At 54.7% G+C, this 22269-nt stretch carries 25 protein-coding genes; 13 read left to right on the top strand and 12 right to left on the bottom strand.

The genetic code is table 11. The annotated features are described in order from the left end of the window. Window positions 1–136: 136 nt before the first annotated feature. The 8 genes from HY868_03380 to HY868_03345 all read right to left on the bottom strand — a co-directional run bounded on the left by HY868_03380 (window position 137) and on the right by HY868_03345 (window position 5727). Entirely contained in the window at window positions 137–211 is a 75-nt protein-coding gene (locus tag HY868_03380; protein ID MBI5301154.1) for a hypothetical protein, read from the bottom strand. A gap of 86 nt (window positions 212–297) precedes the next feature. Further along, entirely contained in the window at window positions 298–552 is a 255-nt protein-coding gene (locus HY868_03375) for a type II toxin-antitoxin system HicB family antitoxin (protein MBI5301153.1), read from the bottom strand. Continuing rightward, a complete protein-coding gene (locus HY868_03370; GenBank protein MBI5301152.1) occupies window positions 536–1480 on the bottom strand; it encodes a DUF475 domain-containing protein in 945 nt (314 codons plus the stop codon). Before HY868_03370 ends, HY868_03375 begins: the two co-directional genes overlap by 17 nt. A 29-nt stretch (window positions 1481–1509) precedes the next feature. After that, on the bottom strand, window positions 1510–1710 hold the full coding sequence (locus HY868_03365; protein ID MBI5301151.1) for a DUF2283 domain-containing protein: 201 nt from the start codon (window positions 1708–1710) through the stop codon (window positions 1510–1512). Then, window positions 1707–1913: a DUF4258 domain-containing protein gene (locus HY868_03360; GenBank protein MBI5301150.1), complete on the bottom strand. Its 207-nt coding sequence runs from the start codon at window positions 1911–1913 to the stop codon at window positions 1707–1709. The genes HY868_03365 and HY868_03360 overlap by 4 nt, the downstream gene beginning before the upstream one ends. Window positions 1914–1965: 52 nt before the next feature. After that, entirely contained in the window at window positions 1966–3024 is a 1059-nt protein-coding gene (amrS, locus tag HY868_03355) for an AmmeMemoRadiSam system radical SAM enzyme (protein ID MBI5301149.1), read from the bottom strand. 57 nt (window positions 3025–3081) lie between these two features. After that, window positions 3082–4344 carry a PQQ-dependent sugar dehydrogenase gene (locus HY868_03350; protein ID MBI5301148.1) on the bottom strand — a complete coding sequence of 421 codons (1263 nt, stop codon included), beginning with the start codon at window positions 4342–4344 and terminating at the stop codon, window positions 3082–3084. Window positions 4345–4548: 204 nt separating this feature from the next. Beyond that, window positions 4549–5727: a DNA double-strand break repair nuclease NurA gene (locus HY868_03345; protein MBI5301147.1), complete on the bottom strand. Its 1179-nt coding sequence runs from the start codon at window positions 5725–5727 to the stop codon at window positions 4549–4551. Between the two features lie 154 nt (window positions 5728–5881). Here HY868_03345 and HY868_03340 point away from each other — a divergent pair, with 154 nt between their 5' ends. Continuing rightward, window positions 5882–6415, top strand: a complete 534-nt coding sequence (locus HY868_03340; protein MBI5301146.1) for a PDZ domain-containing protein — start codon at window positions 5882–5884, stop codon at window positions 6413–6415. A gap of 69 nt (window positions 6416–6484) precedes the next feature. Here HY868_03340 and HY868_03335 read toward each other — a convergent pair whose 3' ends face one another. The 4 genes from HY868_03335 to HY868_03320 all read right to left on the bottom strand — a co-directional run bounded on the left by HY868_03335 (window position 6485) and on the right by HY868_03320 (window position 9364). After that, complete coding sequence (locus tag HY868_03335) at window positions 6485–7138, bottom strand: hypothetical protein (GenBank protein ID MBI5301145.1); 654 nt, start codon at window positions 7136–7138, stop codon at window positions 6485–6487. Window positions 7139–7220: 82 nt separating this feature from the next. Then, window positions 7221–7901, bottom strand: coding sequence for an MBL fold metallo-hydrolase (locus HY868_03330; GenBank protein ID MBI5301144.1), 681 nt, complete (start codon window positions 7899–7901; stop codon window positions 7221–7223). Window position 7902: 1 nt separating this feature from the next. After that, window positions 7903–8280: a hypothetical protein gene (locus HY868_03325; protein MBI5301143.1), complete on the bottom strand. Its 378-nt coding sequence runs from the start codon at window positions 8278–8280 to the stop codon at window positions 7903–7905. Window positions 8281–8458: 178 nt separating this feature from the next. Then, the gene (locus HY868_03320; GenBank protein MBI5301142.1) at window positions 8459–9364 is read right to left on the bottom strand and encodes an AEC family transporter; all 906 of its coding nucleotides are present in this window, start codon (window positions 9362–9364) and stop codon (window positions 8459–8461) included. Window positions 9365–9495: 131 nt separating this feature from the next. Here HY868_03320 and fabF point away from each other — a divergent pair, with 131 nt between their 5' ends. The 12 genes from fabF to HY868_03260 all read left to right on the top strand — a co-directional run bounded on the left by fabF (window position 9496) and on the right by HY868_03260 (window position 22000). Next, window positions 9496–10743, top strand: a complete 1248-nt coding sequence (gene fabF, locus HY868_03315) for a beta-ketoacyl-ACP synthase II (protein ID MBI5301141.1) — start codon at window positions 9496–9498, stop codon at window positions 10741–10743. 61 nt (window positions 10744–10804) lie between these two features. Continuing rightward, window positions 10805–11950 (top strand): ketoacyl-ACP synthase III, encoded by a 1146-nt coding sequence (locus tag HY868_03310; protein ID MBI5301140.1) that lies wholly within the window; start codon window positions 10805–10807, stop codon window positions 11948–11950. A gap of 530 nt (window positions 11951–12480) precedes the next feature. Next, window positions 12481–13908, top strand: a complete 1428-nt coding sequence (locus HY868_03305; GenBank protein MBI5301139.1) for a hypothetical protein — start codon at window positions 12481–12483, stop codon at window positions 13906–13908. 32 nt (window positions 13909–13940) lie between these two features. Then, entirely contained in the window at window positions 13941–14639 is a 699-nt protein-coding gene (locus HY868_03300; GenBank protein ID MBI5301138.1) for a hypothetical protein, read from the top strand. Between the two features lie 278 nt (window positions 14640–14917). Continuing rightward, window positions 14918–15601, top strand: coding sequence for a hypothetical protein (locus tag HY868_03295; GenBank protein ID MBI5301137.1), 684 nt, complete (start codon window positions 14918–14920; stop codon window positions 15599–15601). Window positions 15602–15921: 320 nt separating this feature from the next. Beyond that, window positions 15922–18669 (top strand): tetratricopeptide repeat protein, encoded by a 2748-nt coding sequence (locus HY868_03290; protein ID MBI5301136.1) that lies wholly within the window; start codon window positions 15922–15924, stop codon window positions 18667–18669. A 155-nt stretch (window positions 18670–18824) separates the two neighbouring features. Next, entirely contained in the window at window positions 18825–19229 is a 405-nt protein-coding gene (locus HY868_03285; GenBank protein MBI5301135.1) for an ester cyclase, read from the top strand. A 151-nt stretch (window positions 19230–19380) separates the two neighbouring features. Next, window positions 19381–19611, top strand: a complete 231-nt coding sequence (locus HY868_03280) for a hypothetical protein (GenBank protein MBI5301134.1) — start codon at window positions 19381–19383, stop codon at window positions 19609–19611. A 120-nt stretch (window positions 19612–19731) separates the two neighbouring features. Then, complete coding sequence (locus HY868_03275) at window positions 19732–20172, top strand: hypothetical protein (protein MBI5301133.1); 441 nt, start codon at window positions 19732–19734, stop codon at window positions 20170–20172. A 265-nt stretch (window positions 20173–20437) separates the two neighbouring features. Next, window positions 20438–20818, top strand: coding sequence for a cupin domain-containing protein (locus tag HY868_03270; protein MBI5301132.1), 381 nt, complete (start codon window positions 20438–20440; stop codon window positions 20816–20818). A gap of 160 nt (window positions 20819–20978) precedes the next feature. Continuing rightward, a complete protein-coding gene (locus HY868_03265; GenBank protein MBI5301131.1) occupies window positions 20979–21185 on the top strand; it encodes a response regulator transcription factor in 207 nt (68 codons plus the stop codon). 107 nt (window positions 21186–21292) lie between these two features. Next, window positions 21293–22000: a hypothetical protein gene (locus HY868_03260; protein ID MBI5301130.1), complete on the top strand. Its 708-nt coding sequence runs from the start codon at window positions 21293–21295 to the stop codon at window positions 21998–22000. The last annotated feature ends 269 nt before the right edge of the window (window positions 22001–22269 follow it).

The following is a 22269-nucleotide window of genomic DNA, read 5'->3' as shown; positions in this document are numbered from 1 at the left end:
GTAACTACTCAGCCATCGTTCCTTTATCCGCGAATTACGCGAATCTTCGCTAATTTTTTCTTCTTATTCGCGCAATTCGCGTTATTCGCGGATAAATTTGTTTTTTCATCGGCGTAAATGTGGGTTGGCTGAGTAGTTACCCTATTCCGATATCTTCGTTCTTGTGGATGGATACGGTCGTTGTTCTGCCGTCAGGATGTCTCAACCTGATGTGACTCCCGCGTTGTCACGTCTGGCGGAATCCGGCACGCTCCAGTGCTTTGATTACGCGAACACCAGACACACGAGGCACGTGGGTCATACAGCAACTCGTTGCAAGCCCACAAATTCGAGAGTGCTTTTGGGTTCAGCGGGCTTTTCTTCTTCAAGGCAAAGCGCAATCATCTCTTTGATGCGAGAAGTCAATTCGTCTATTGACCGTGCTTGTGTGTAACATCCTCGCAATTGCGGAACGGTTCCAACGAACCATCCATCTTCGTCGCGTTCGATGACGAATGTGAACTCACGTGCTGGGCGACGACGATGTGTCTTTCGTCTAGTGGCTTTTTGCATTTTGTTCTCCTTCTGCCGTCGCCGGGATCGCGCGTTGCGATTTGACGAAAAAGAATCCGACGACGCCGAACGTGAGCACCGGCGAGACCCAGGCAGGCACTTCGATGCCGAAACTATCGAGTAACATGACCGCGCCGAGAAACAGAATCGAGTACATCGCGCCGTTCTTGATATAGATGTACTTTTTGATCCGCTCGATATTGCCCAGCGTCAATTCGCGCACGATGAACGCGCCGAGACCATTGCCGATCAAGATGAGCGGCACGGACAAGGTAAACGCGAACGCGCCGAGCACGCCGTCAATCGAAAAGGTCGCATCAATCACTTGTAAGTAAAAAATCTTGCTCATGTCCGAGAGACCTTCTTGCATCAATTGCGCTTCGCTCTGCGCGGCGTTCTCTTTGAAACCGTGCGTGATGAAGAACGCGGTCGAACCGACGACCGCACCGAATGCCATCAGCGGCGTTTTTTGCAGCGCGAACCAGACGATGGCGCTGAGCAGGATCGAGACGACCGCAAAAAACCATACGCCCTGGCGCTGAAAAAATCGTTCGCTCCGCAAACCGAAATTTTTGGGTTCGAGAAACAACCAGTGGAAGAACAGAAAAACGAGGAACGTCCCGCCGGCGATCAACAAAATCGGCGCGGACGCTTCGACGGCTTCGTGAACGTGCGGGTCGCTGCTGAACGTCGCGGTCAGCGCGCCGATCAGTCCAAGTTGAGGAAGCGCCGCCCACACGATCAGCCAGGGCAACAGCCCGCGGACCGCGAACACGGCGATGAGCAAGCCCCAGGTGAGAAACCACTTGCGCGCCTTTTCCTGCATGGTCGAAAGGACTTCGGCGTTGATGATGGCGTTATCAATACTGCTGATCGTTTCAAAAAGGCACAGACCAGCGACGGTGAGAAAGAGGGAGAAATAGTCCAAGGTTATCTGCTCCTGTGAAATTCGTGCTGTTACGCCGTTTCAAGTTGGAACGCACGCAACTTGTCGGGACTGGTGCGCGTGCTCAACCCAAGTATTTCGATTCCGATAACCTTGCCGTCTTTATCGAAATCAAGAATCACACCTGGTTCAACCTCTTCGGATTCTACGATGGCTGTCTCGTCGAGACGTAGGGATAACGCATCACTCTGCTTGTCCAACTTGAGTCTCATGGTTTTCCTTTCAATCGGCGATCAAAGAAAACGGTAACAATTCGTTTGGGGTGTACATTCTCATTGACAACGACATGCCAGATGCGATTGCCGTATTCTTCGATTGGTTTGAGATAGTGAATATTGCCGTCACTTCCGCTTTGCCGTTGGTTTGGTTCAGCTAAAGTACGCCAAACCCATTCACTCGACAATGCTGCGTTCACCCATTACCTCTTTGCAGTCCTCCGTGAATACAATGTCTGCCATGATGTAGTCTCAACTCCAAATTCCCGGAATCGTTTCGCCGCACTTGGGACATTTGCCCTCGTGCGTGATGCGATTCTGGGGAATGCGATAACCGTATCGCTCGACGAGCAATGTGTTGCATTTGGGGCAATAGGTGTTTTCGTAATTGCGAACGCGTCCTGGGATATTGCCGGCGTACACGTAATTCAACCCCGCTTCCTGTCCGATCTCCGCCGCGCGGATCAGGGTGGACGCGGAAGTGTATCCCACGTCGGTCATTTTGTAATCGGGATGAAACGCGGTCACGTGCCAGGGAATATCCGGTGAGACCGCGCGAATGAACTGCGCCGCGTCCATCAATTCTTCGTTCGAGTCGTTGAACCCAGGAATGACGAGCGTAACGATCTCAAGCCAGAAGCCCATTTCCTTGACCATTTTGATCCCGTCGAGGATGTGGTTCAACGGCGCGCCTAGTTTGCGATAGTTCTGATCGCGCATAGATTTGAGATCAATCTTGTAGCCGACGACGTACGGACGAATGTACTCGAGCGCCTCGCGCGTCGCGTTGCCGTTCGAGACGAACACGCCGCGAATGCCGGCATCATGCGCGCGCTTGAAAATCTCGACTGCCCATTCGCTGGTGATGAGCGGTTCGTTGTACGAACTGCCGATCAACTGCGCGCCGCTGCGTTGCGCGAGAGTGACGAGTTGATCCGGTGACGCCATCATCGGACTGCCGCCCGAATTGGCGTCGCGCATGACCTGGGAGATGTCCCAGTTTTGACAGAAGCCACAATGCAAGTCGCATCCCAGCATCCCGAACGTCAACGTGATCGAGCCGGGCAAAATGTGAAAGAACGGTTTTTTCTCGGTCGGGTCGGGATGGAGTGCGCCGACGTAACCATGCGGCACGAATAATTTTCCGCCGCGATTGTAGCGCACCTGGCAAACGCCGCGCGCGCCGTCGTTGATCGCGCAGCGATGCGCGCACGCGAAGCACCGCACGCGATTGCCAGCCAATTTTTCGTACAGCGTCCCTTCGCGCGTCATCTCGTCGAGCGAGCGCGCGATGTGGATATCGCCGGCAATCGGCTGGCGAATTTCGGTTGCGCTTGTCGTGCTCATATCGCAACTTCTTTCCAGAAATCACGGACTGGTAATTTGATAGATCGTTCCGTCGTATGCGCCGACGTACAGATTGCCGGCTTGGTCTTCGCCAAACGTCGAAATGTTGATGATCTGTTGTTTGAGTTGTTGCGTGACCCAGGTCGCGCCATCTTTTTGTAAACCCCAGATCCGCCCACTGCAATAATCGCCGTAAAAGTAAATCCCTTGCATCGCGCTGATACTGCCGCGATACACGTATCCGCCGGTCACCGAGCAGCCGAGCGAGTGGCTGTACTCGGCGACGGGTGCGGAGTACGCGCTCGGCGCGACGCAACCCGACGACGGGTTGTAGCAATGCGTTCCTTCGAGAATGCGCCAGCCATAATTTTCGCCGCCCGCGCTGGATGCCGGTTGAAAATCAATCTCTTCCCACTGATTTTGCCCGACATCGCCGATGTACAAATCATTCGTTTGACGATCAAACGAAAAGCGCCACGGATTGCGCAAGCCCACCGCCCAAATCTCGCCGCGATAGCCGACGGTTTGTGTGAATGGATTCGTCGTGGGGATCGTGTATGTGAGTGGCGCCGTGAACAATTTAGCGATGAACGGAAAGAAATACACAAAGGATCCGTTGATGCTGGAACCTGAGGTCTGACTGGGTGGCTCGACGTTGATCCGCAGAAGCTTGCCGAGCAACGAATTCGGATTTTGCGCGTTGTTGTTGGGATCGCCGCCCGAACCTCCGTCGCCAGTGCCGATGTACAAGAATCCGTCTGCGCCGAATTGTAATTGTCCACCGTCGTGGTTCTGGTACGTCGGATGAGGAATCGTCAGCAGGATTTGTTCGCTGTTCACGTCGGCGAGGTTGGGATTCGCGCTCACGTTGTAACGCGCGATGACGAGACTACCGGTCAAATTGGTGTAGTAAACGTAGAACTGGTTCTTGCTTGCAAAGCCGGGAGGAAACGCCAAGCCGAGCAGACCTTGTTCGCTGCCGGTGCTGCCCACGCGATTCGCACCCGTCGGTCCGATGTTCAGGAATGGAGTTGTTAAAAGTACACTGCTTTGGATAATCCGAATCGTGCCCGTGCGTTCGTTGACAAAAATTCGTCCGCTGTTGTCGTTGGCGTGAGTCAGGGCGACCGGTTGACTCAATCCACCGACGAAGGAGTCCAGCGTGATGGGGGGCCATGTCACGACGCGGGGCGGCGCGGCAAACACGGGGCGCGCGAGTCCAAGACCCAGGATACCGCTCAACGCCGGAATCAATAACACGATCAAAAATATTCGTTTGTTCATTTTCACCAATCGTCTTTGCGTCGCGACATCACGACGCCGTGTCCATCAAATGGCGGGGCTAAAGATATAACACCACGCGGGGTTTGTCAAACAGTAAGGGCGAGGTATTCGCTCAGTAATCCCGGATGACAGATCGCGCCCTAAATGCCAACGCGTCTCTCAAATCGGAAAATTCTTGCGAATGCCTCGCCCTTACGCGTGTAATTATCGCGAATGGAATCGTCGTTCGCTGCGGTCGAGCCGGATTTCGACATCAGCGCCGAGCGCGTTTTGAATCAGACTGAGATACACGTGATCCATCATCTCTTGGCGCAAGCGCACCTCGCGATCCACGCTGTAGAGAAGCGCGTTGTACACTTCGAGACCGCCATAGTCGGCTTGGAGAATTTGGATGACTCGCGCGATGTGTTGCCCATCTGCCGGCGAATCGAGCAAGATTTCGCAATCCGTTTCGATGTCGGCAATTTTCTCGCCGCGCCCGATGCACGGGGCAGGCACATCAATGCGCAGCGCGTCGTCGAAATCGGACAAGCGAATGAAGAACGACGCGATCGCGGGTGAGTCTTTGACTTTTTCGAATACAACCGCTTCTTGTTGCTTGGCGAATGCGCGTTTGCCGAACAACACCGGGGTCGAAAAGCCAGCCGCGCGATTGGTCCACCGATAAAGGATCTCGCTGTCCGAAACTTCGCTGGGCGGCGCATCTTCCGTGAACTTTTTTTTGAGAAAAGCATCGCGCCACCACACTTTGGCATGCGTGGATTCGCGGCTCGTTTTGGCAATCGAGACGAGCCACAATTTTTTTTCGGCGCGAATATCGAACAGACGCAGGTACGCTTTGAGAATTTGCTCGACCGTATCGTTGAGCAGTTCTTTCGCAATCGTTTCCGATTCGCTGTCGGCGATATCGTGTTTGATCTGATAGAGTTGAGGCAATTGTCCGTACAGCGCGCCGTCTAAAAACATCACGCTTTCACGCGGCAAGGTCGCGGCTTTTTTGCGCGCGAGCGTGGCTTCGAGCCGGTGCATCATCAATTCAGCAAAGCGTTCGACGAACGGGGAGGGCGTTGCGCCCGGCAAGATGCGGACGTCCACTTCCGTATCATCTTCGCGCGCGTTATTCTGCTCGCCCACGACGAGTGCTTGCGCGACGAGCAAGTACGCCCCGTTCGCCAGGTGGCGCACCGCGCGTGATCCATCCACGGCGTAGCCGGGGCGGCGTTCCGGCGCTAGATTAGTTGGAAGCGGATGCCAGTGTTCGGCGACCAATTCCTGCAATTGTTTTTCGTGTGGGCGCGCATCCTTCTGAAGCGTCTGACGCAGCTCAGTTCGCTTTTTGGGGTCTTCCAATTGTTGGCTCAATTGATCAATGAAATTCGGCATCTCTACCTCTCTCGAACATCTGTGCCAATTATACCGCAACTGATAAGCAGATGCAATCTCTAATCTCCAATTCATCGCGGTTTAATGCGAACGCTGCATACTGCGCGCAAGTAAATGTGGGGCAAGTTTCCAACTTGCCTAGAGGAGTCTAACAATGAGCAACCGAGGAGTGATTCTACTCGCAATTGGAATGTTGATCCTGGGTCTCGTGGTGGGCGGACTGGTCGGTAGCGTGGGCGGCTATTTCGCCGGACGCAATACCGCGTTCGCGTTCAACCCGTTCATGCAAGGATACGGTTCGCCGATGCAACCAGGGCAGTTGCCGTTCAACCCGCCAGGCGGCTTTCAGCAACAGCCGGCGACGACGGATGGTGCGCGCGTGACCCAGGTCGAAAATGGTTCGCCTGCCGCAAAAGCCGGCCTGCAAGTTGGCGATGTGATTACCGCCGTTGGCGGAACCAAGGTGGACGCGAATCACGCGCTCGCGGATTTGATCGCGGCGAAAAAGCCAGGCGATAAAGTTGACCTGAGTGTGACGCGTGGCACGCAATCGCTCACCCTCACCGTCGAGCTGGGCGCTGCGCCACAGAACAGCAGCACGGCATACCTGGGAATTCGCTACGGCGCGGTTGCGCCGGGACGATTCCGCCAACCCGGATCGCAGAACAATAATTTGCCGGGTGGATAAACCAAAGACCCGAAGAGTTTTCGCGAAGCGAACTCTTCGGGTCTTTTTTTGTCTGTTCATACGGATGGATTACTGAGGTCTCCCCAAAGAATGGGCTTGGGATATTTTGCCTGTGATGTACTTGATGATGTCTTCACCTAATTCGCGATTGGGACCGGAGAGTTTCATTGAAAACGCAAATTCGTTCTTGTCGGTATAGAACCAGACATAGTCATACTTGACGAGTCTCAAACTAAATGTGATGACCGCAAAACAACCCAACACCAGTATGAGAATTCTATTAACACTGAAGTTGATCAAGTTTCCGAGAGTCAATGAACTGATGAGAAAAAGGATAAGGACGATCCATCCCAGATTGGTCCATTCTGATTCACCAGTTTTGCCTCTGATAACCTTGGGTCGCAGTTCCGAATACTCGTATTCTTCGGTGTATTCCCTCAATAGATTCTTGGACGTGACAACAACTTTCTGATCTAAAGCTTGAATCTTTACCCTGTCCCAAAAGTTCGGCAAATTCATCTGAGTGTATTCCCAAAGAGGTTCTTCCTGTGGAGGTAAAAGCATTATCCTAGATGCCAAGAGGTCACCTATAATAACAAAAGCGTCGTCTGTGTATTGGGTTCGGTCGTTCTTTTTCCAAATAGTCACTAATTCTTCAGTATCAAGTTTTTCCCACTCGCTTGCTAGTTGTTGTTGCGATTGCGCTCTCTGATTTTGACTCATGCTGGGTGCTCCTTGTAGCCAATGCTAATTGGTTTGGTGAAATCAGAATTGTTTGCGCCGTAATGACTGTGCTGTCTAGCGTCTAGGTTGGAAATTTGTCCGCCGCATCCATCACCACCGCGCCGTGTCCCGAACACACAATGCGCGGCGCGAGCGCGGCTTGCAAGCGTACTGAGATATCCGCTTTTTTCTGATCCCAGTTGTTCATCCCGCGCGAACCGCGCAAGCGCGTCCCTTCGCTCACCAGCGAATCGCCGACAAACAACACGCCGGCGGACGGCACGAAATACGAAAGGTGTCCCGGCGTGTGACCACTCGTCGCGAGGACGCGCACGCCATCAAGAATCGGCAAGACCTGGTCATCGCTCACGATTTCATCCACGCGCGTGGGACGCACGCTGAAAAATCGTCCCAGGATGGGCAGCAGAATCGCGAACAAAATTTTTTGCCACCCGACAAGTTTGAGTTCGCGCGAGGCGGTGCCATGGGCAATCGCGCGCGCTTCGATGGCGCTCGCATACACGCGCGCGCCGGTTGCCGACTTGAGCGCGGACAGCGCGCCGATGTGATCGGGATCCGAATGCGTGATGAGGATGTGTTTCAGGTCACGCGGCGCGCGTCCCAGGTTCGCGATGTACTTGAGGACTCGTTTCTCCATGACGCCGAGACCGGCGTCAATCAGCGTTAGCCCGTCTGGTTCCACGATCAAAAACAAATTACAGATCGTGCCGGGGATGTGGTGAACGTGCGGAGCGATTTGCATATCACCCTTCGTAATGTGTGACGGTCACGCGTGGGGCAAGGCGGTCGGGTCCGCTGAAATAAATCACGACGCGTTGTTGCGCGGCGAGTTCGCGCATGCGCAGCGTGGCGAACGACTTTTCATCGCCGCCGCTCAACAAAATATACTCGGCGTCGCTGATGACTTGGAGGTGTCGAATCTTTTCCGCGCGCGCATCGTCGAACTCGATGACGATCTTGACGTTGTGCGCCGCGTCGTCGCCGCGATTCTCGACGATCACGCCGCCGATGACGATCAGTTCCGGCACGTCGTACGAAGGCAGGACGAGTTGAGTCAATTCCGCGCGTGGCGACGCGCGCTTGTCATTCGTGCGATTGAGGCGAAGCATTGAGAGTGACACGGCTCATCTCCTTGACATCATTGTATCACGAACGGGAGAGGAGAACAAATAGCCCGTTGGTTTAGCAATACCTTCGCGAACCTTTTTATCCGCGAATCACGCGAATCGCGCGAATCTAAAAAATTAGCGGCGATTCGCGTGATTCGCGGATTAACATGGGGGTTGGCGCAAGTATCGTTTAGATGATCGCCAGCAACACCGTCAGACTGAACATGCTCACGATGGTGGAAATCGAAATGATGACGGTGATCAGTTCCGGCGCGGTGTCGAATTCGTGCGCGAGCGCGACGCCGAAAATCGCGCTCGGCATACTGCTCTCGACAATCGCGGCTTGGCGCGTGATGCCTTGTAGCCCCATCAGATTGGTGAGCGCCATGCCTAGCCCCGCCGCAACGACGAGCCGCATCCCGGTCGCGACGAATGCGATCTTGAGATGTCCGTGAAAACTCGCGGTCGTCAATTGTACGCCAAGCAAGATCAACAAGAACGGCACGAGCGAATCCCCGACCATCTTGATCGGATCGAAGAAGAACGCCGGCAATTCGATGTGCGCGAGATTGACGATCAATCCCAGGATCATCGCGTACAGACCCGGCATCGCCCACACCCGCCCCATCGCTTGGCGCACATCCGCCTTACCGCGCGCCGCGATGTACACGCCGAAACTTTGCAGAATGATCTGCATCATGATGCCGATAATCACGCCGCGATCCACCGCGCTTGCGCCGTACGCGAGCAAGAGAACCGGGAAACCGATGTTCACGACGTTGGCAAACAGAACACTGATGTGAAACGCGCTCGCTTGCGTCGGCGACAACTTGAGCCAGCGCGAAATGAAAAGCGAGAGGAGATAGAGCAGAAACGTCACGAGCAGATAAAAGAGCGCGAGCTGACCCAGCTCGATGAGCGAGAGGGTTGTGCGCGCCATCGCGGCAAAGTTCATGGACGGCACGAGCACGTACAGCCCCACCCGTGACAGCGTGCGCTGATCGAACGGCATCAAACGTCCAGCGACGTACCCGATCGCGACGATGATAAAGACCGGCAGAATGACGTGAATGAAAATTGCAATGAGCGTATCCACGGTGAATCCTTCGAGTGGAATACGCTCATTTTACTTGGCGTGGATACGCATGTCAAAATTTGCCCGCGTCTCGAAAACGAAATCGGTGTTATAATAGTTGGCGTTTGAATCCTAAAGGAGCGATTCGATCAATGAAAAATGGTACTTGCGTAGTTGTCACCGGCTTGGGCGCGATTACGCCGGTTGGAAATGACGTGCCGACGACGTGGCGCAATCTCGTCGCGGGCGTATCCGGGATCGCGCGTATTACCTTGTTCGATCCAGCGAATCTCGCGACGCAGATTGCCGGCGAAGTGAAAGGGTACGATGCGCGCCAGCATTTCGACGTGAAAGAGGCGCGCCGGTTGGAACGCTTTGTGCAATTCGCCACGGTTGCCGCGCGCGAAGCCATTGCCGACGCGCATCTCGACATCAACGAACAGACCAACGAAAAAATCGCGGTGGTGATTGGCAGTGGCGTCGGCGGCGGCATGTCCATCGCCGACCAAGGCAAAATTTTAGAGACCAAAGGTCCGCGCCGGATCAGTCCATTTTTCATTCCGATGATTCTTTCCGATACCGCGCCGGGTCAGGTCGCGATTGAATTCGGCATCAAAGGTCCGAACATGTCCATCGTCTCCGCGTGCGCGACCGGCGCGAACGCGCTCGGCGAAGCGGCGGAGATGATTCGGCGCGGCGATGTGGACGCGGCGATTTGCGGCGGCGTCGAGGCGTGTTTGCATCCGCTTGCGTTCGCCGGGTTCAACGCGATGGGCGCGCTCTCGACGCGCAACGACGAGCCGGCGCGCGCGTGTCGTCCCTTCGATGCAACGCGCGATGGCTTTGTGATGGGCGAAGGCGCGGGGGTGCTCGTGCTCGAAAACGCGGCACGCGCGCGGGCGCGCGGCGCGAAAATTTACGCCGAGGTGATCGGATACGGCACGAGCGCGGACGCGAGCCACTTTGCCGCGCCCGCCCCGGAGGGCGAGGGCATCGGACGCGCGATGCAGTGGGCGCTTCGCCGCGCCGGTATTGCGCCGAAGCAAGTGGGCTATATCAACGCGCACGGCACCGGCACCAAGTTGAACGATGCGACCGAAACGACGGCGATCAAGCAGGTGTTTGGCGAAGAGGCGTACAACATTCCGGTGAGTTCGACGAAATCCATGATCGGGCATTTGCTCGGCGGCGCGGGCGCGGTCGAGGCAATCGCGTGTCTCAAGGCGCTCGAAGAAAAAACATTGCCGCCGACGATCAACTATGCCGAGCGCGATCCCGCGTGCGATCTCGATTACGTGCCGAATACTGCGCGTCACACGGATCTGAACGTCGCCATGTCCAACTCGATTGGCTTGGGCGGGCACAACGCGAGTGTCATATTTCAGATTTATGATTTATGATTTTAGATTTTCAAATCCTAAATCGTAAATCGTAAATCGTAAATTCACAATTGGAGTCTTCATGCCGCGTTACGCGCACATTATCGGCTGGGGCAAGTACGCGCCGCCGAACATTGTCACGAACCACGACCTTGCCAAGAAAGTTGAAACGACGGACGAATGGATTCGCGACCGTACCGGGATTGGGCAACGCCATATCGCGACGCCGAAAGAAACGACGGCAGGTCTGGCGTTACGCGCCGCGCAAGACGCACTCCAAACCGCGGATGTGAGTCCGCACGAGTTGGATCTGATTATCGTCGCGACGGCGACGCCCGAATACATCTTTCCCGCGACCGCGTGTTTGGTGCAAGATGCGCTCGGCGCGGATCGCGCCGGCGCATTCGACCTCGAAGCCGGTTGTTCCGGCTTTGTGTACGCGCTCGCGACCGGCGCGGGCATGATTCGCGGCGGGATGGCGAATGTGGTTCTAGTTGTCGGCGCAGAAACATTATCGCGTGTAGTAGACTGGACGGATCGCGGGACGTGCGTGTTGTTCGGCGATGGCGCGGGCGCGGTCGTGTTGCGCGGCAGTGATGAACCGGGCGGCGTACTCGCGACCGTCCTGGGTTCGGATGGTTCGGGCGGCGATTTGCTAATCGTGCCCGGCGGCGGCTCGAAGCATCCGGCGGGACCCGACACAGTGCTATCGAAAATGCACTATATCAAAATGAATGGACGCGAAGTGTATCGCTTTGCGACGCGCGTGATGGCGCTCGCCGCGCGCCAAGTCACCGAACGCGCCGGTTGGCAACTCGATCAGATTGATCTCTTTTTGCCGCATCAAGCGAACGCGCGGATCATTGATAGCGCGGCGAAAGCGTTGCACCTATCGCCGGATAAAGTCTTTGTGAATCTCGAACGCTATGGCAACACTTCGGCAGCTTCCATCCCGATCGCGTTGTGTGAGGCGCTCGCCGCCGGGAAAATCAAACGCGACGATCATCTCTTGATGGTCGGTTTTGGCGCGGGCTTGACCTGGGCTTCGTGCGCGATCAAATGGACGGCGGCGATGCCTGGCGCGCCGACGCCGCAACGCGCGGCGATGAGCTGGGTGAGGCGATTCTGGGGTTGGTTTCGTTCGGTGAGTACGCGGGTGGGTCGCCGCGCGGACGCGGGTGTCAGCAAAGCGCGCGAGACGGTCGAACGCAAACCGCCGGAAGAATGATGGGCGTAGTGATCTGGTAAACGACGCACACCAGTACCTAGGCAAGTTCAGACTTGCGAAGTTTTGGAAACTTGGCAAGTCTGAATAACGCAACTATAAACTCAAGTGGAATTCGCTCTAGTCGCACGCTTCGCGCGCGAAAAATAAATTGAACTGCGCGACTCTCCACCGCGCGTGTGTTCTCTGATGAATTCTTGACGCGCGATCTTTGGAAGACGATGCTATAATCAAACTACCGATTGGCAAAGCAGTTGCCAGCCATTGATCTCTAAATGCCAAGGGACGACAATGTCCCCTCTACAATCTATTTTCTGCTAATAACGTGATCTCGCCAGCGTCCCAGTTGAAGGGGCATTGGCGATTTTTATTTTCTCGATGGTTCATCAACGCCGAACGCGCGACGCGCGACGATTTTGGCGGCGCGACCGTCGCACCCAGAGTCGTTGCGCGATAAGAGGGGAGGTGAGAAATCAGTAAAGCGGGTAGTGACTTGCAAATTGCATGAATTTACGCAGAGGAGGATTTCCGCCATGCGAAGACAATTTCCATTGACCCTGCTTTCGATTCTTCTAGTTCTACTTCTGGCTGTCGCCGGGCAACCTACGACTGCGGCAAGCACCGCCGGCGATGGGCGCATTCGTGGAATCTCGACTAGTCAAGCCGCGCCAACCTTTCTCCTTCAAAGTACCTTCGGAGACCTGAATACGCAGTTCAACGGAGGCAACAGCATAGATGCCTTTAAGACGTACCACCCACCCCATAAATTTATCACCTGGACAGAGAACTCGGCGCCCCCAAACACCACGCCGGGAACGGGTCCAAGACCGTTGCGGAATAGTGACGAGCGAACAGGCGGCAACTTTCCATTCATCTTGACCGGACACCAACGCTTCGACCCCCTCAAGGTCATCAGCGCGACACTGCGGGTTGACTTGCTCTTCAACGCCGCAGGGGGCACCGTTGCCAGCGATACACTTCGCTTCTGGGATGAACGCGATACCACCGGCAACTATTCCATCGGTTATGCGCTTGGCTCGCGCGTTGCCCACCGATTCTGCTCGCCCTTCGGCGATAAATGCACATCCGCATCCTTCCCGCCGACCTGGATCAGTCTTGATCTCAATTTGAAAGATGGCACGGCGCGTGTGTTCGACCTTGACCCAGTCACGCTCCAGCGAACACCTTTTAGCCCTCGCCCAGGTGGCGCGGCAAGTGGTTGTAATGCCCAAGTCCCAGTGGATTGCCCTTGGCCCTTCAATCCGGAGTTGTTGCCGTTCGACCGCGGCAGTCCAGCAGATGTTTTGCGGCTCGCCGCCGATGGCGCACTATACGGATTGCTCGAAGATGACAGCGCGCTTAGTTTTGTGTCATTGACAGTTCAAGTGGAAGCGCCACCCGTCGTATGTCCGACCGTGCTCGACGATTTCACTCGCGCGAACGGCGCGCTGGGTGTCAATTGGGGCGGCGAAAAATCGTTATCCAATTATCGCCTCGTCAATCAGCGTCTCAACGTCAACCAGGGTGGACCCATCTATTGGACGCGTGATATCTTTGGCGCTAGTCAGGTCGCGTGCGTTACGCTGACCAAGGTTGATCCGCGGGGCAAGCATCAGAGTCTCCTTCTCAAAGTGCAGGGCATCTGGCAACAAGGCGCGGTCGCCGTGTTCTACGATGCCACTGCCCATCGAATCGGCATCGAAACATTTATCCCGGGCAGAGGTTGGGAGACGCAAACAACCATCCCGAATATCCAGTTGCAAGATGGCGACCAATTGGGCGCACGCGTGCGCGATGGTAACGTGGGCGGCAACGTGGACGTGTATCGCAATGGTGTGCGGATCAAGGAAACTTCGTTGCACCCCTTTTTCAATGGCAAGCGTGGTCGAATCGGACTGTGGTTTATTGACTCCTCCAACACGGTGTTGGACGATTTTGCCGGCGGCACGGTCGCGCCGTGATGCGCGGCAAGTGACCTGGGAAAGGAGGACACGTGTGGACCAAGCCGTCGGCGTCGGTTGTGCTTTTGATTTCTCTGCTCGTCGCGCTGACCAGCGCCATGTCGCCCGCGCAGAATGTGAACGATACGCGACTGATCGAACCGGCGATTCCGCTATTGCAGAGACCACCCCTGGACTGTCCGCCAATTCTCGATGATTTCAATCGCCCGAATGGCGGGCTGGGTCTCGATTGGACTGGCAGAGAGGGTTTGGGCGGCTATCAGATTTTCAATCAGCAACTCACCGTCATCGGCGGAGGACCGATCTATTGGCGGCGCGCGGTTTTTGGCGCGGATCAAGCCGCGTGCATCAAGTTGGTCAAACTCGATCCGACCGGCGCGCATCAATGCTTGTTGTTCAAAGTGCAGGGCATTTGGCAGCGCGGCGCGGTCGCGGTGTTTTACGATCCAACCACCAAAGGGATCGGGGTTGAAACATTTTATCCGGGACGAGGTTGGGAGAAGGTAACGAACGTGGACATTCCGTTTCAAGATGGCGATACACTCGGCGTGCGTGTGTCGTTTCGCATCGAACTGTTCCGCAACGGCGTGCCGCGCGGCGAAGCGCCCATCTCGCTCGTCCCAGCCGTGCGCGAATTTTTTTCCCAGCGCGGGGGTCGCATCGGGTTGTGGTACATGGATGCGCCCAACGCCGCGCTAGACGATTTTGCGGCGACGACGATGCCGCCGTGATAAAATAACATCTCCCGCCGCATGGCGGGAGATGTTCGTGATTGTTGCGTGCCCATGTCGCTCCGCGATTTTATCGGGAGCACGCGGACGCAATGCAGTGCTACACCGTCGTATTTTTGGTTGTCTTGCCGTGTGATGAGATTGGCGTCACACGGTTTTTTATTTTCAACCGTCAAAAAACTCGTTCGCGATTTGACGGTAACTCCCCCTGATTTTTGTCGGTGGCTTGTCGCGCGCGTCGTAACCTGCGAGTGGAAATTCGCAAGGGGAGGCGCAAAATGCGAACGACGAATAAACTCAAGTCCTGTTTCATCACACTGAGCATCATCGTTCTGGTTATCGTAACTCGTAACGATGCGACGGCGTCCGCCGCGCCCATCCCATTCGTCTCCATTGCCACGCTCGCCGCTCCCGCCGATGTTCTCGACAGAATCACCCTCGCCGGCGAATACACTGATGCGGACGTGCAGCAACTTAGTAGCAGTCTCCAATTACTCCAGAAGCAACTGCCCGTATGGTCGCAGTACATCGAAGAAGCCAAGCCGCTCGTGATTGCCATTGATCTGAACGAAGGCGCGCGCGGACGCGCGGCAATTGCAAAATGTTGTATCGCGGGAGGACGCGGCGTCATTACGTTTGGGTTTCACTTGGGACAATCGCCCGATGACGCGGGGCAAGCACTCGCAGCGCGGCAAGTTACGTTCATTGGCACGCTCGTCCACGAGGTCACGCACATTCGCGATCAACGCGCGGGGCGGTTCGCGCCCAAGACGGATCGCCAGAGCTGCGTCGCGGCGGAGAAATCGGGGTTGGAAAAGCAAGTACAAGTCAAACGTGCGCTGGCGGCGCTGAACTTGGGTGCGGCTTACCAGCAAGTGTTGGATGAGCAAATCAACAGTGAGGCGACCGCGCTTCGATCGCGCGAATTGTGGGATATGTACTGCGGAATGTTTGACCATTAGAGCACGCTCAGACGTGCGACATATTTCGTCGGCAAGCAGATCGGATCAAACGCGGCAGAGTCTATTTTGAAATGTTGGCGCTGATGCTTCAACTCGCCGTCAATCAAGGCGCGGGTTAAGGGTTTGAAAAATAGCTTGCGCTCAAAACCCGCAGGGTTTCCCAGACCCTGCGGGTTTTTGATTCTACCCCATTGACGCGCCGGGACAAAACGAGTAACATTCCGCTACCCAAGGGGGACAAGGTCATGGCGCGCCTCTCCTCGAAGTTAGCAGACTCAATTAAGGTCTATCTCCTCGGATCGTTTCGCGTTGAACGCGACATGCAAACGATCCATTTTTCCACGCGTAAAGTTGAATCGCTCTTGGCATACCTTGCTCTGCATCTCGAATCCCACGCGCGCGAAAAACTCGCCGCGCTCCTGTGGGGCGATTCCACCGACGAACTCGCGCGCCGCTCACTCCGCACCGCGCTCTCTTCACTGCGTCAATCACTCGGCGATGAAATCGTGCTTGCCGATCGCGAGACGGTGCAACTCAATCCGGATATTTCGATCTGGGTGGACGCGCTCGCATTTCGGCAGTCTGCAAGCGACGAGTCACAATCCGTCATTGACCTCTATCAAGGCGATCTTCTGGCGGACTTGTACGATGATTGGATTCTTCAAGAGCGCGAACGAATCCGCACGATTTACGTCGACGCGCTGTTGCAGCTTGCCCAAGACGCACGTTCGCGCAGCGAGTACCCGCGCGCCATCGAATTTGCTCAACGGGTCTTGGCAAGTGATCCCGCCAACGAAAAAGCATACCAGCACATCATCTTTTGCCTTGCCGCGACCGGCGACCGCATCGGCGCACTGAAGCAGTTCGACGAGTGCGCGAAAAAATTGCGCGACGAACTGGGCGTCGAACCGTCGCAAGAGACGATTGCGTTGCGTAATCGAATCGAACAAGATTTATTCGAGAGCAAGTCGCGCGAAGCACTGCTCACTAATCTGCCGCATCCCTTGACGAGTTTCATCGGGCGCGAAAAAGAAATTGCCGAGGTCAAGCGACTGCTCGCACAACATCGTTTGGTGACGCTCACGGGTTCGGGTGGATGTGGCAAAACGCGACTCGCGATTGAGGTGGCGAGCCAATTGGTCGAATCATTTCGACAGGGCGTGTGGTGGGTCGATCTCGCGCCGCTGTCCGATCTCGCTCATGTCCCACAGGCGATAGCGCAATCCCTTGGCGTACGTGAAGCGGTGGATCAATCACTCGAAGATACACTCGTCCATTTTCTGCAAACCAAGCATCTGCTCTTGGTGCTGGACAACTGCGAACATTTGATCGCGGCGTGCGCGCAGATTTCAGATAAGCTGTTGCGCGCGTGCGCAGAGCTAAAGATTCTCGCCACGAGTCGTGAGGCGCTGGGCATCCCCGGTGAAGTGGTGTGGCACGTTCCTTCGTTGACGCTTCCCGGCGCGCTTCATTTGTTGACGGTTGAACAATTAACTCAGTTCGATGCAGTGCGGTTGTTTGCCGAACGTGCCAGAACAATCGCAACTCGCTGGAAACTCAGCGATCATGTGTTGGCTGTCGCACACATTTGTCGGCGCTTGGATGGCATTCCGCTTGCCATCGAATTGGCAGCGGCGCGCCTGAAGGTCTTGTCCGTCGAAGAGATTGCGATGCGGCTCGACGATCGGTTTAACTTGTTGACGACCGGCAGCCGCACTGCATTGCCGCGTCAACAAACTTTGCGCGCGACGATTGATTGGAGTTATGATTTGCTCTCGGATGCAGAGCGCGTACTGCTTCAAAGATTGTCAGTCTTTGCGGGAGGGTGGACCTTGGAAGCAGCGGAATCGATCTGTAGTGATCAGTCAACCGTAAACGGTAAACAAGTTTTGTCCACGACTGTCCTGGATTTGATCGATCATCTCGTTGACAAATCCTTGGTCGTCATGGACGACACCGATGCAGCGGCGCGCTATCGCATGTTGGAGACGATTCGACAGTATGGACACGAAAAGTTGTTGGAAGCGGGCGAAGCTGAAATGATTCATCAATGTCACTTGGAGTGGCTTGTCCATTTCGCAAAGGAAGCGGATTCGAAATTACGCGGTGCGGAAATGAACCTGTGGGCGGAACGATTGGATGCTGATCTCGATAATATCCGCGCCGCGCTCGATTGGGGATTCGAGCATGGGCAAGTTGTAGACAGCACAGAACTCAATGCGGCACTTTGGTATTATTTCTTCTTGCGAAGTAATTATCGCGAAGCCAAGCAATGGGCAGAAAAGGCAGAGCGACTCACCCGCGATGCATCTCGCGAGATATGTGCTGAAGCATTATTCGCATTAGGTTTTACGCTGTATATTTTGGGTGAACACGAGAAAGCGGAACTCGTCCTACAACAAGCGTTGTCGCGCTATCGCGCCTTGGGCAATGACTGGCGAGTAGCTTTTGTTCTCAACTGTCTGGGTCACATCGCGCACTGTCGAACCGACATTGATCAAGCGGAGCAGTATTACAAAGAAGCGTTAACCATCCGTCGGGAGATTGGTGACACATGGGGGATTACGCAAACCCTTCAAAATTTTGGTGGCATCGAAGAGCGCAAGGGAAATTACGCTGGAGCCAAAGCCATCTATGAGGAAGGACTCAAGCTATCGGAAGAACTAGGAGACGAGCGCATGATTGCGCGTCGGCTGACTGATTTAGGAGGCATTGCTTATGCTCAGGGCGATTTGAAGCGAGCCGATGCTTTGCTATGCCGCGCTGTGTCTGCGTTGTGGCACATGGGGGAAAAATTTTCACTGTTCCAAGCGTTGACGCGCTATGTGCAGTTAATGGTGGCTGAAGGTCAACCCTATAGCGCGGCTCAAGTGCTTGGTGCGATGGAGTTCGCGCACGACGAACTAGGTATGCATGTCCCAGGAGCTGAACGTAGAATTTTAGGGCAGACCATCGAACAGATTCGTGATCTTTTAGGCGCAGATGGGCTTGTGCGCGCGCTTGGCGAGGGACGGGCGATGACACTTGAGCAAGTTATTACGTATGCGCTTGAGAAAGACATAGCATAAAGTCGAGAGCGCGACTCACCAGTGAAATCCGTCGGGACGAATTACCGAAATCGTCCCGATTTTTTTGCGCCCTGATTTGGCGATAATTTAACGCTAATGAAGTAATCTAGGATCAAGATTCGTTGGAGACATCCATCAGAACGCGAAGGAAAACCATGTCGAGTGAAAGTCCGCCTATACGCATCACGCTCTGTTTCAACTCCGGGCGCGGCGATCCGAAGATGATGACGGGCGACGTCGTTTTCACCATCATGGCGACGGGACAAGAGCATCGCGGTCCGGCAGGGGTTCTGGGCATGCTCACCTATCTGTACCACATTGCCTTCGACGCTGCCGCGGAAATCAAGAATGTGGTTGCTGCCGATCAACACGTTGCGATCGAAGGAGATTTCATCGGCAAGCATGTCGGCGAATTTGCGGGCGTCCCGGCGACGAACAAAGAGGTGCGCGTGCCCTTGGCAATCGTCTACGATCTGGAGAACGATCAGATCAAATGCGGGCGCATTTATTTTGAGATGCCGGCGTTGTGGCGTCAACTCGATGTTCCGCCCGCCAGATAAGCGCGGAGAAGGGAGCAAAGCCAAGATGCTCTCTTTCCAAAGAAAGGAGGAACCAGCAGACCATCCATCACCTAATCCAGAACAAATGAAAACGGCTTGACCGAATTAACAACCCAGCCGCGTTTGCGGTATTTCCACAAAGGAGAATATCGTGAAGACTCTAAAGTTCGGCATCCGGCGCTGGCTGAGTAAGCCAGCGCCATCGATGAAAGGTCGCACAACCTATTGGCGCAACATTGCCGCGCTCGTTTTGGTCGTCCTCGGGATGATCGCGGCGACGAGTGCAGTGTTTGCGGAAAATCCAAACTCGGGTATCCTACCGCTCGGCTCGACCCCGTACGGCAAATCCTATGGCGAATGGTCGGCGGCACAGTGGCAGTAGCTCTTCTCTCTCCCGGTTGACCATCATCCACTGTTCGATACGGCGGATTGCAGTGCGGGTCAATCGGGCAAAGTGTGGTTCCTGGGCGGGACCTTCGCCGGGGTGGAAACGTCTCCCGGAGTGGTCATCGGCAACGCCACGCGTAATTGCAATGTGCCTCTTGGCAAGGCGTTGTTCTTCCCGATCATTGACGCCGAATGCTCGACGGCTGAGGGCAACGGCACGACGCGCGAAGAATTACTGGTGTGCGCCAAGTTCTTCATGGATGAGGCGACCAACTTGTCTGTCGAGATTGATGGTGTGCCCGTACGGAACCCGGGAGATTACCGAGTCCAGTCGCCGCTGTTCACTTACGGACCACTGCCTGCCAATAACGCTCTTAACTTACCCCAGGGCACAATCAGTCCGGCAGTTTCAGATGGATACTTTTTGATGTTGACTCCACTCTCGGCGGGCAAACACACAATCCATTTCCATGGCTCCGCGGTATTCACTCAAGCCGAGCATGGGTTTGACTTTAGTTTCACTTTGGATATCACCTACAATCTCACTGTGAGGTAGCGCCCATCGAATCGTGGACATCAACTATTTAATGTGACTGTGTCAAATACTCAAGACGACTGATGATCGGTCGTCACATTCTCCGAAGGAGGGAGACATGCTTACGAAAGGTATTTCGATAGTGTTTGTGATTGCAACTGTGTTGCTCGCGGCGTGCGCGCCCGCGCCAACCGCAACGCCCGTCCCACCCGCGCCGACCAGTCCGCCGCCGGCAGCAGTTCTGCCAGCCAGCGCACCAGCGGCATCGAACTTGCCTGCGCATCTCATGGTCATGCCGAATGACTTGAAGTGGGCGGATGTGCCATCGCTGCCGAAGGGCGCACAAATTGCTGTCATCGAAGGACCCTTGACGGAAGCGGTGCCGTTCACAGTCCGCATCAAGCTCCCAGCGGACTATAAGCTTCCCGCGCATTCGCATCCAGCCGTCGAACGCGTGACCGTGTTGTCCGGCACGTTTAACATTGGCATGGGGGATATGCTCGACGCTCAAAAGACGACTGCCTTGGGTGCTGGAAGCATCATCATCATGCAGCCCAAGACGAATCACTTTGTCTGGACCAAAGAGGAAACGATCGTGCAACTCAACGGAACGGGACCCTGGGGTATCACCTACGTCAACTCGGCGGATGATCCAAGAAAGCAATAAGTATTCCACTCAACCCAGCGTACAGAGAAGTTTTGGTGGGTTCGTAAGCATGCTCGGCATTGTAGGACGCCTCAGCCAAAAATAGAGCAGCCGCGACTTTCGCCGATATTACGGACCCACCTGCCAAACTCTCAACTATTGACTTGAAACGAGGTACACTATGCGACTGTTCGATAACTTGACTGAACGTGAAGAAGAAGTACTCGCTCTTGTCGCCAATGGACAAGATAACAAAGCGATTGCCAGCACACTTTGTATTAGTCGATTCACAGTGCAAAATCACATGCAGAACCTATTTGACCGGCTGGAGGTTCGAAATCGAACGGAGGCGGCAAGCAAATACTGGCAGCGCATCGGGCAATCCTAAGTGCGAGAAAATAGTTGATTTCAACTATTCACAAAATGTGATTATACCGTATACTACGTGTAAAGTTTATCCAAAATGCTGTTCACCTAATCCTAGGAGGGATTAAAATGCCTAACACAATAGATCCTGCAACTATTGAGAAAGCAAAGGAAGAAGTTTTTCAGTGGATGATCTTTCAGGCAGGTACTACCGGTCCTGTTCTTCCCGCAAAGGCGTTCTCGGAGGATTTGGTTAACAAATACGCTCTGAAGAACACGAAGATAAACCAGTTCCTAAGATATGCCCATCAGACGTTCGGCATTAACTTGGATAAAACAAGCCAACAGATTGAGCGGTGGATTTTTACACGGTGTAATGACAACACAGAACCCATCAAGTACGGGGAGACCATTGCGATTGGCACCGGTGGACAACCCACATGGATTAATTTTGAGGTACGAACATACGGGATCAACTTGAAATTTAAAAACGACCCATCATGTGAATGGAGAATTATAGGAGGACCAATTGGTACCCCTGTAAAAACAGGGGATCGGGTGGGATTATTTAACGAAAAATCAAAGGCTAGTCCCACCGAGAACGGAGAATTTCTGATTCATTTTGATCGTACGCTTGGTCATGCAGATCTTGGTTGGCCCACCAGTCAAACCTTATTAGACAATCTTGGTGACTTTTTCAAAGACAATTGGGAGGATATTGTAAAGTATCTGCTAGGCGAAGGGACTCAACAAGATCCGCAGCCAGAGGAAATGCCGAGGCATGATACAACGCCAGGGCACGGTACAACGCGCCCCCCCGTCAATAATCCAAGTTGAACGACCGGTCTTTGCCCGCCTAGGCCGTCTTAGCAAACGCACCTATGCAAGCTGGATAGTTGTTTGGCACAAATCGAATTTTCCAGAGAATCAAGATGCGAGTCGTATCGACTCGCATCTTGGTTTTCTTGTAACTGCTCAGGCGGTTGATGCAGGTTGCGTAGCCAAGATGGGCGGCACATAGGGTGTTCCTTGCAACGCCGACTTGAGTGCATCCAAGACCCGCTGTCCGTTTTTCTGCGCGGTGGAAATGTAACTGCGAACTTGGC

Source organism: Chloroflexota bacterium (genome assembly GCA_016219275.1).
GTDB lineage: Bacteria > Chloroflexota > Anaerolineae > UBA4142 > UBA4142 > JACRBM01.
The sequence above is the reverse complement of the archived record's forward strand: the minus strand, read 5'-3'. Positions and strand labels throughout refer to the sequence as shown.

Bases quoted from the DNA above. Each gene is read 5' to 3' on its own strand.
- HY868_03375 (MBI5301153.1), bottom strand. From the start codon at position 552: ATGCAAAAAGCCACTAGACGAAAGACACATCGTCGTCGCCCAGCACGT.
- HY868_03365 (MBI5301151.1), bottom strand. From the start codon at position 1,710: ATGAGACTCAAGTTGGACAAGCAGAGTGATGCGTTATCCCTACGTCTC.
- HY868_03350 (MBI5301148.1), bottom strand. From the start codon at position 4,344: ATGAACAAACGAATATTTTTGATCGTGTTATTGATTCCGGCGTTGAGC.
- HY868_03345 (MBI5301147.1), bottom strand. From the start codon at position 5,727: ATGCCGAATTTCATTGATCAATTGAGCCAACAATTGGAAGACCCCAAA.
- HY868_03340 (MBI5301146.1), top strand. From the start codon at position 5,882: ATGAGCAACCGAGGAGTGATTCTACTCGCAATTGGAATGTTGATCCTG.
- HY868_03335 (MBI5301145.1), bottom strand. From the start codon at position 7,138: ATGAGTCAAAATCAGAGAGCGCAATCGCAACAACAACTAGCAAGCGAG.
- HY868_03330 (MBI5301144.1), bottom strand. From the start codon at position 7,901: ATGCAAATCGCTCCGCACGTTCACCACATCCCCGGCACGATCTGTAAT.
- fabF (MBI5301141.1), top strand. From the start codon at position 9,496: ATGAAAAATGGTACTTGCGTAGTTGTCACCGGCTTGGGCGCGATTACG.
- HY868_03310 (MBI5301140.1), top strand. From the start codon at position 10,805: ATGCCGCGTTACGCGCACATTATCGGCTGGGGCAAGTACGCGCCGCCG.
- HY868_03305 (MBI5301139.1), top strand. From the start codon at position 12,481: ATGCGAAGACAATTTCCATTGACCCTGCTTTCGATTCTTCTAGTTCTA.
- HY868_03295 (MBI5301137.1), top strand. From the start codon at position 14,918: ATGCGAACGACGAATAAACTCAAGTCCTGTTTCATCACACTGAGCATC.
- HY868_03290 (MBI5301136.1), top strand. From the start codon at position 15,922: ATGCAAACGATCCATTTTTCCACGCGTAAAGTTGAATCGCTCTTGGCA.
- HY868_03285 (MBI5301135.1), top strand. From the start codon at position 18,825: ATGTCGAGTGAAAGTCCGCCTATACGCATCACGCTCTGTTTCAACTCC.
- HY868_03270 (MBI5301132.1), top strand. From the start codon at position 20,438: ATGGTCATGCCGAATGACTTGAAGTGGGCGGATGTGCCATCGCTGCCG.
- HY868_03265 (MBI5301131.1), top strand. From the start codon at position 20,979: ATGCGACTGTTCGATAACTTGACTGAACGTGAAGAAGAAGTACTCGCT.
- HY868_03260 (MBI5301130.1), top strand. From the start codon at position 21,293: ATGCCTAACACAATAGATCCTGCAACTATTGAGAAAGCAAAGGAAGAA.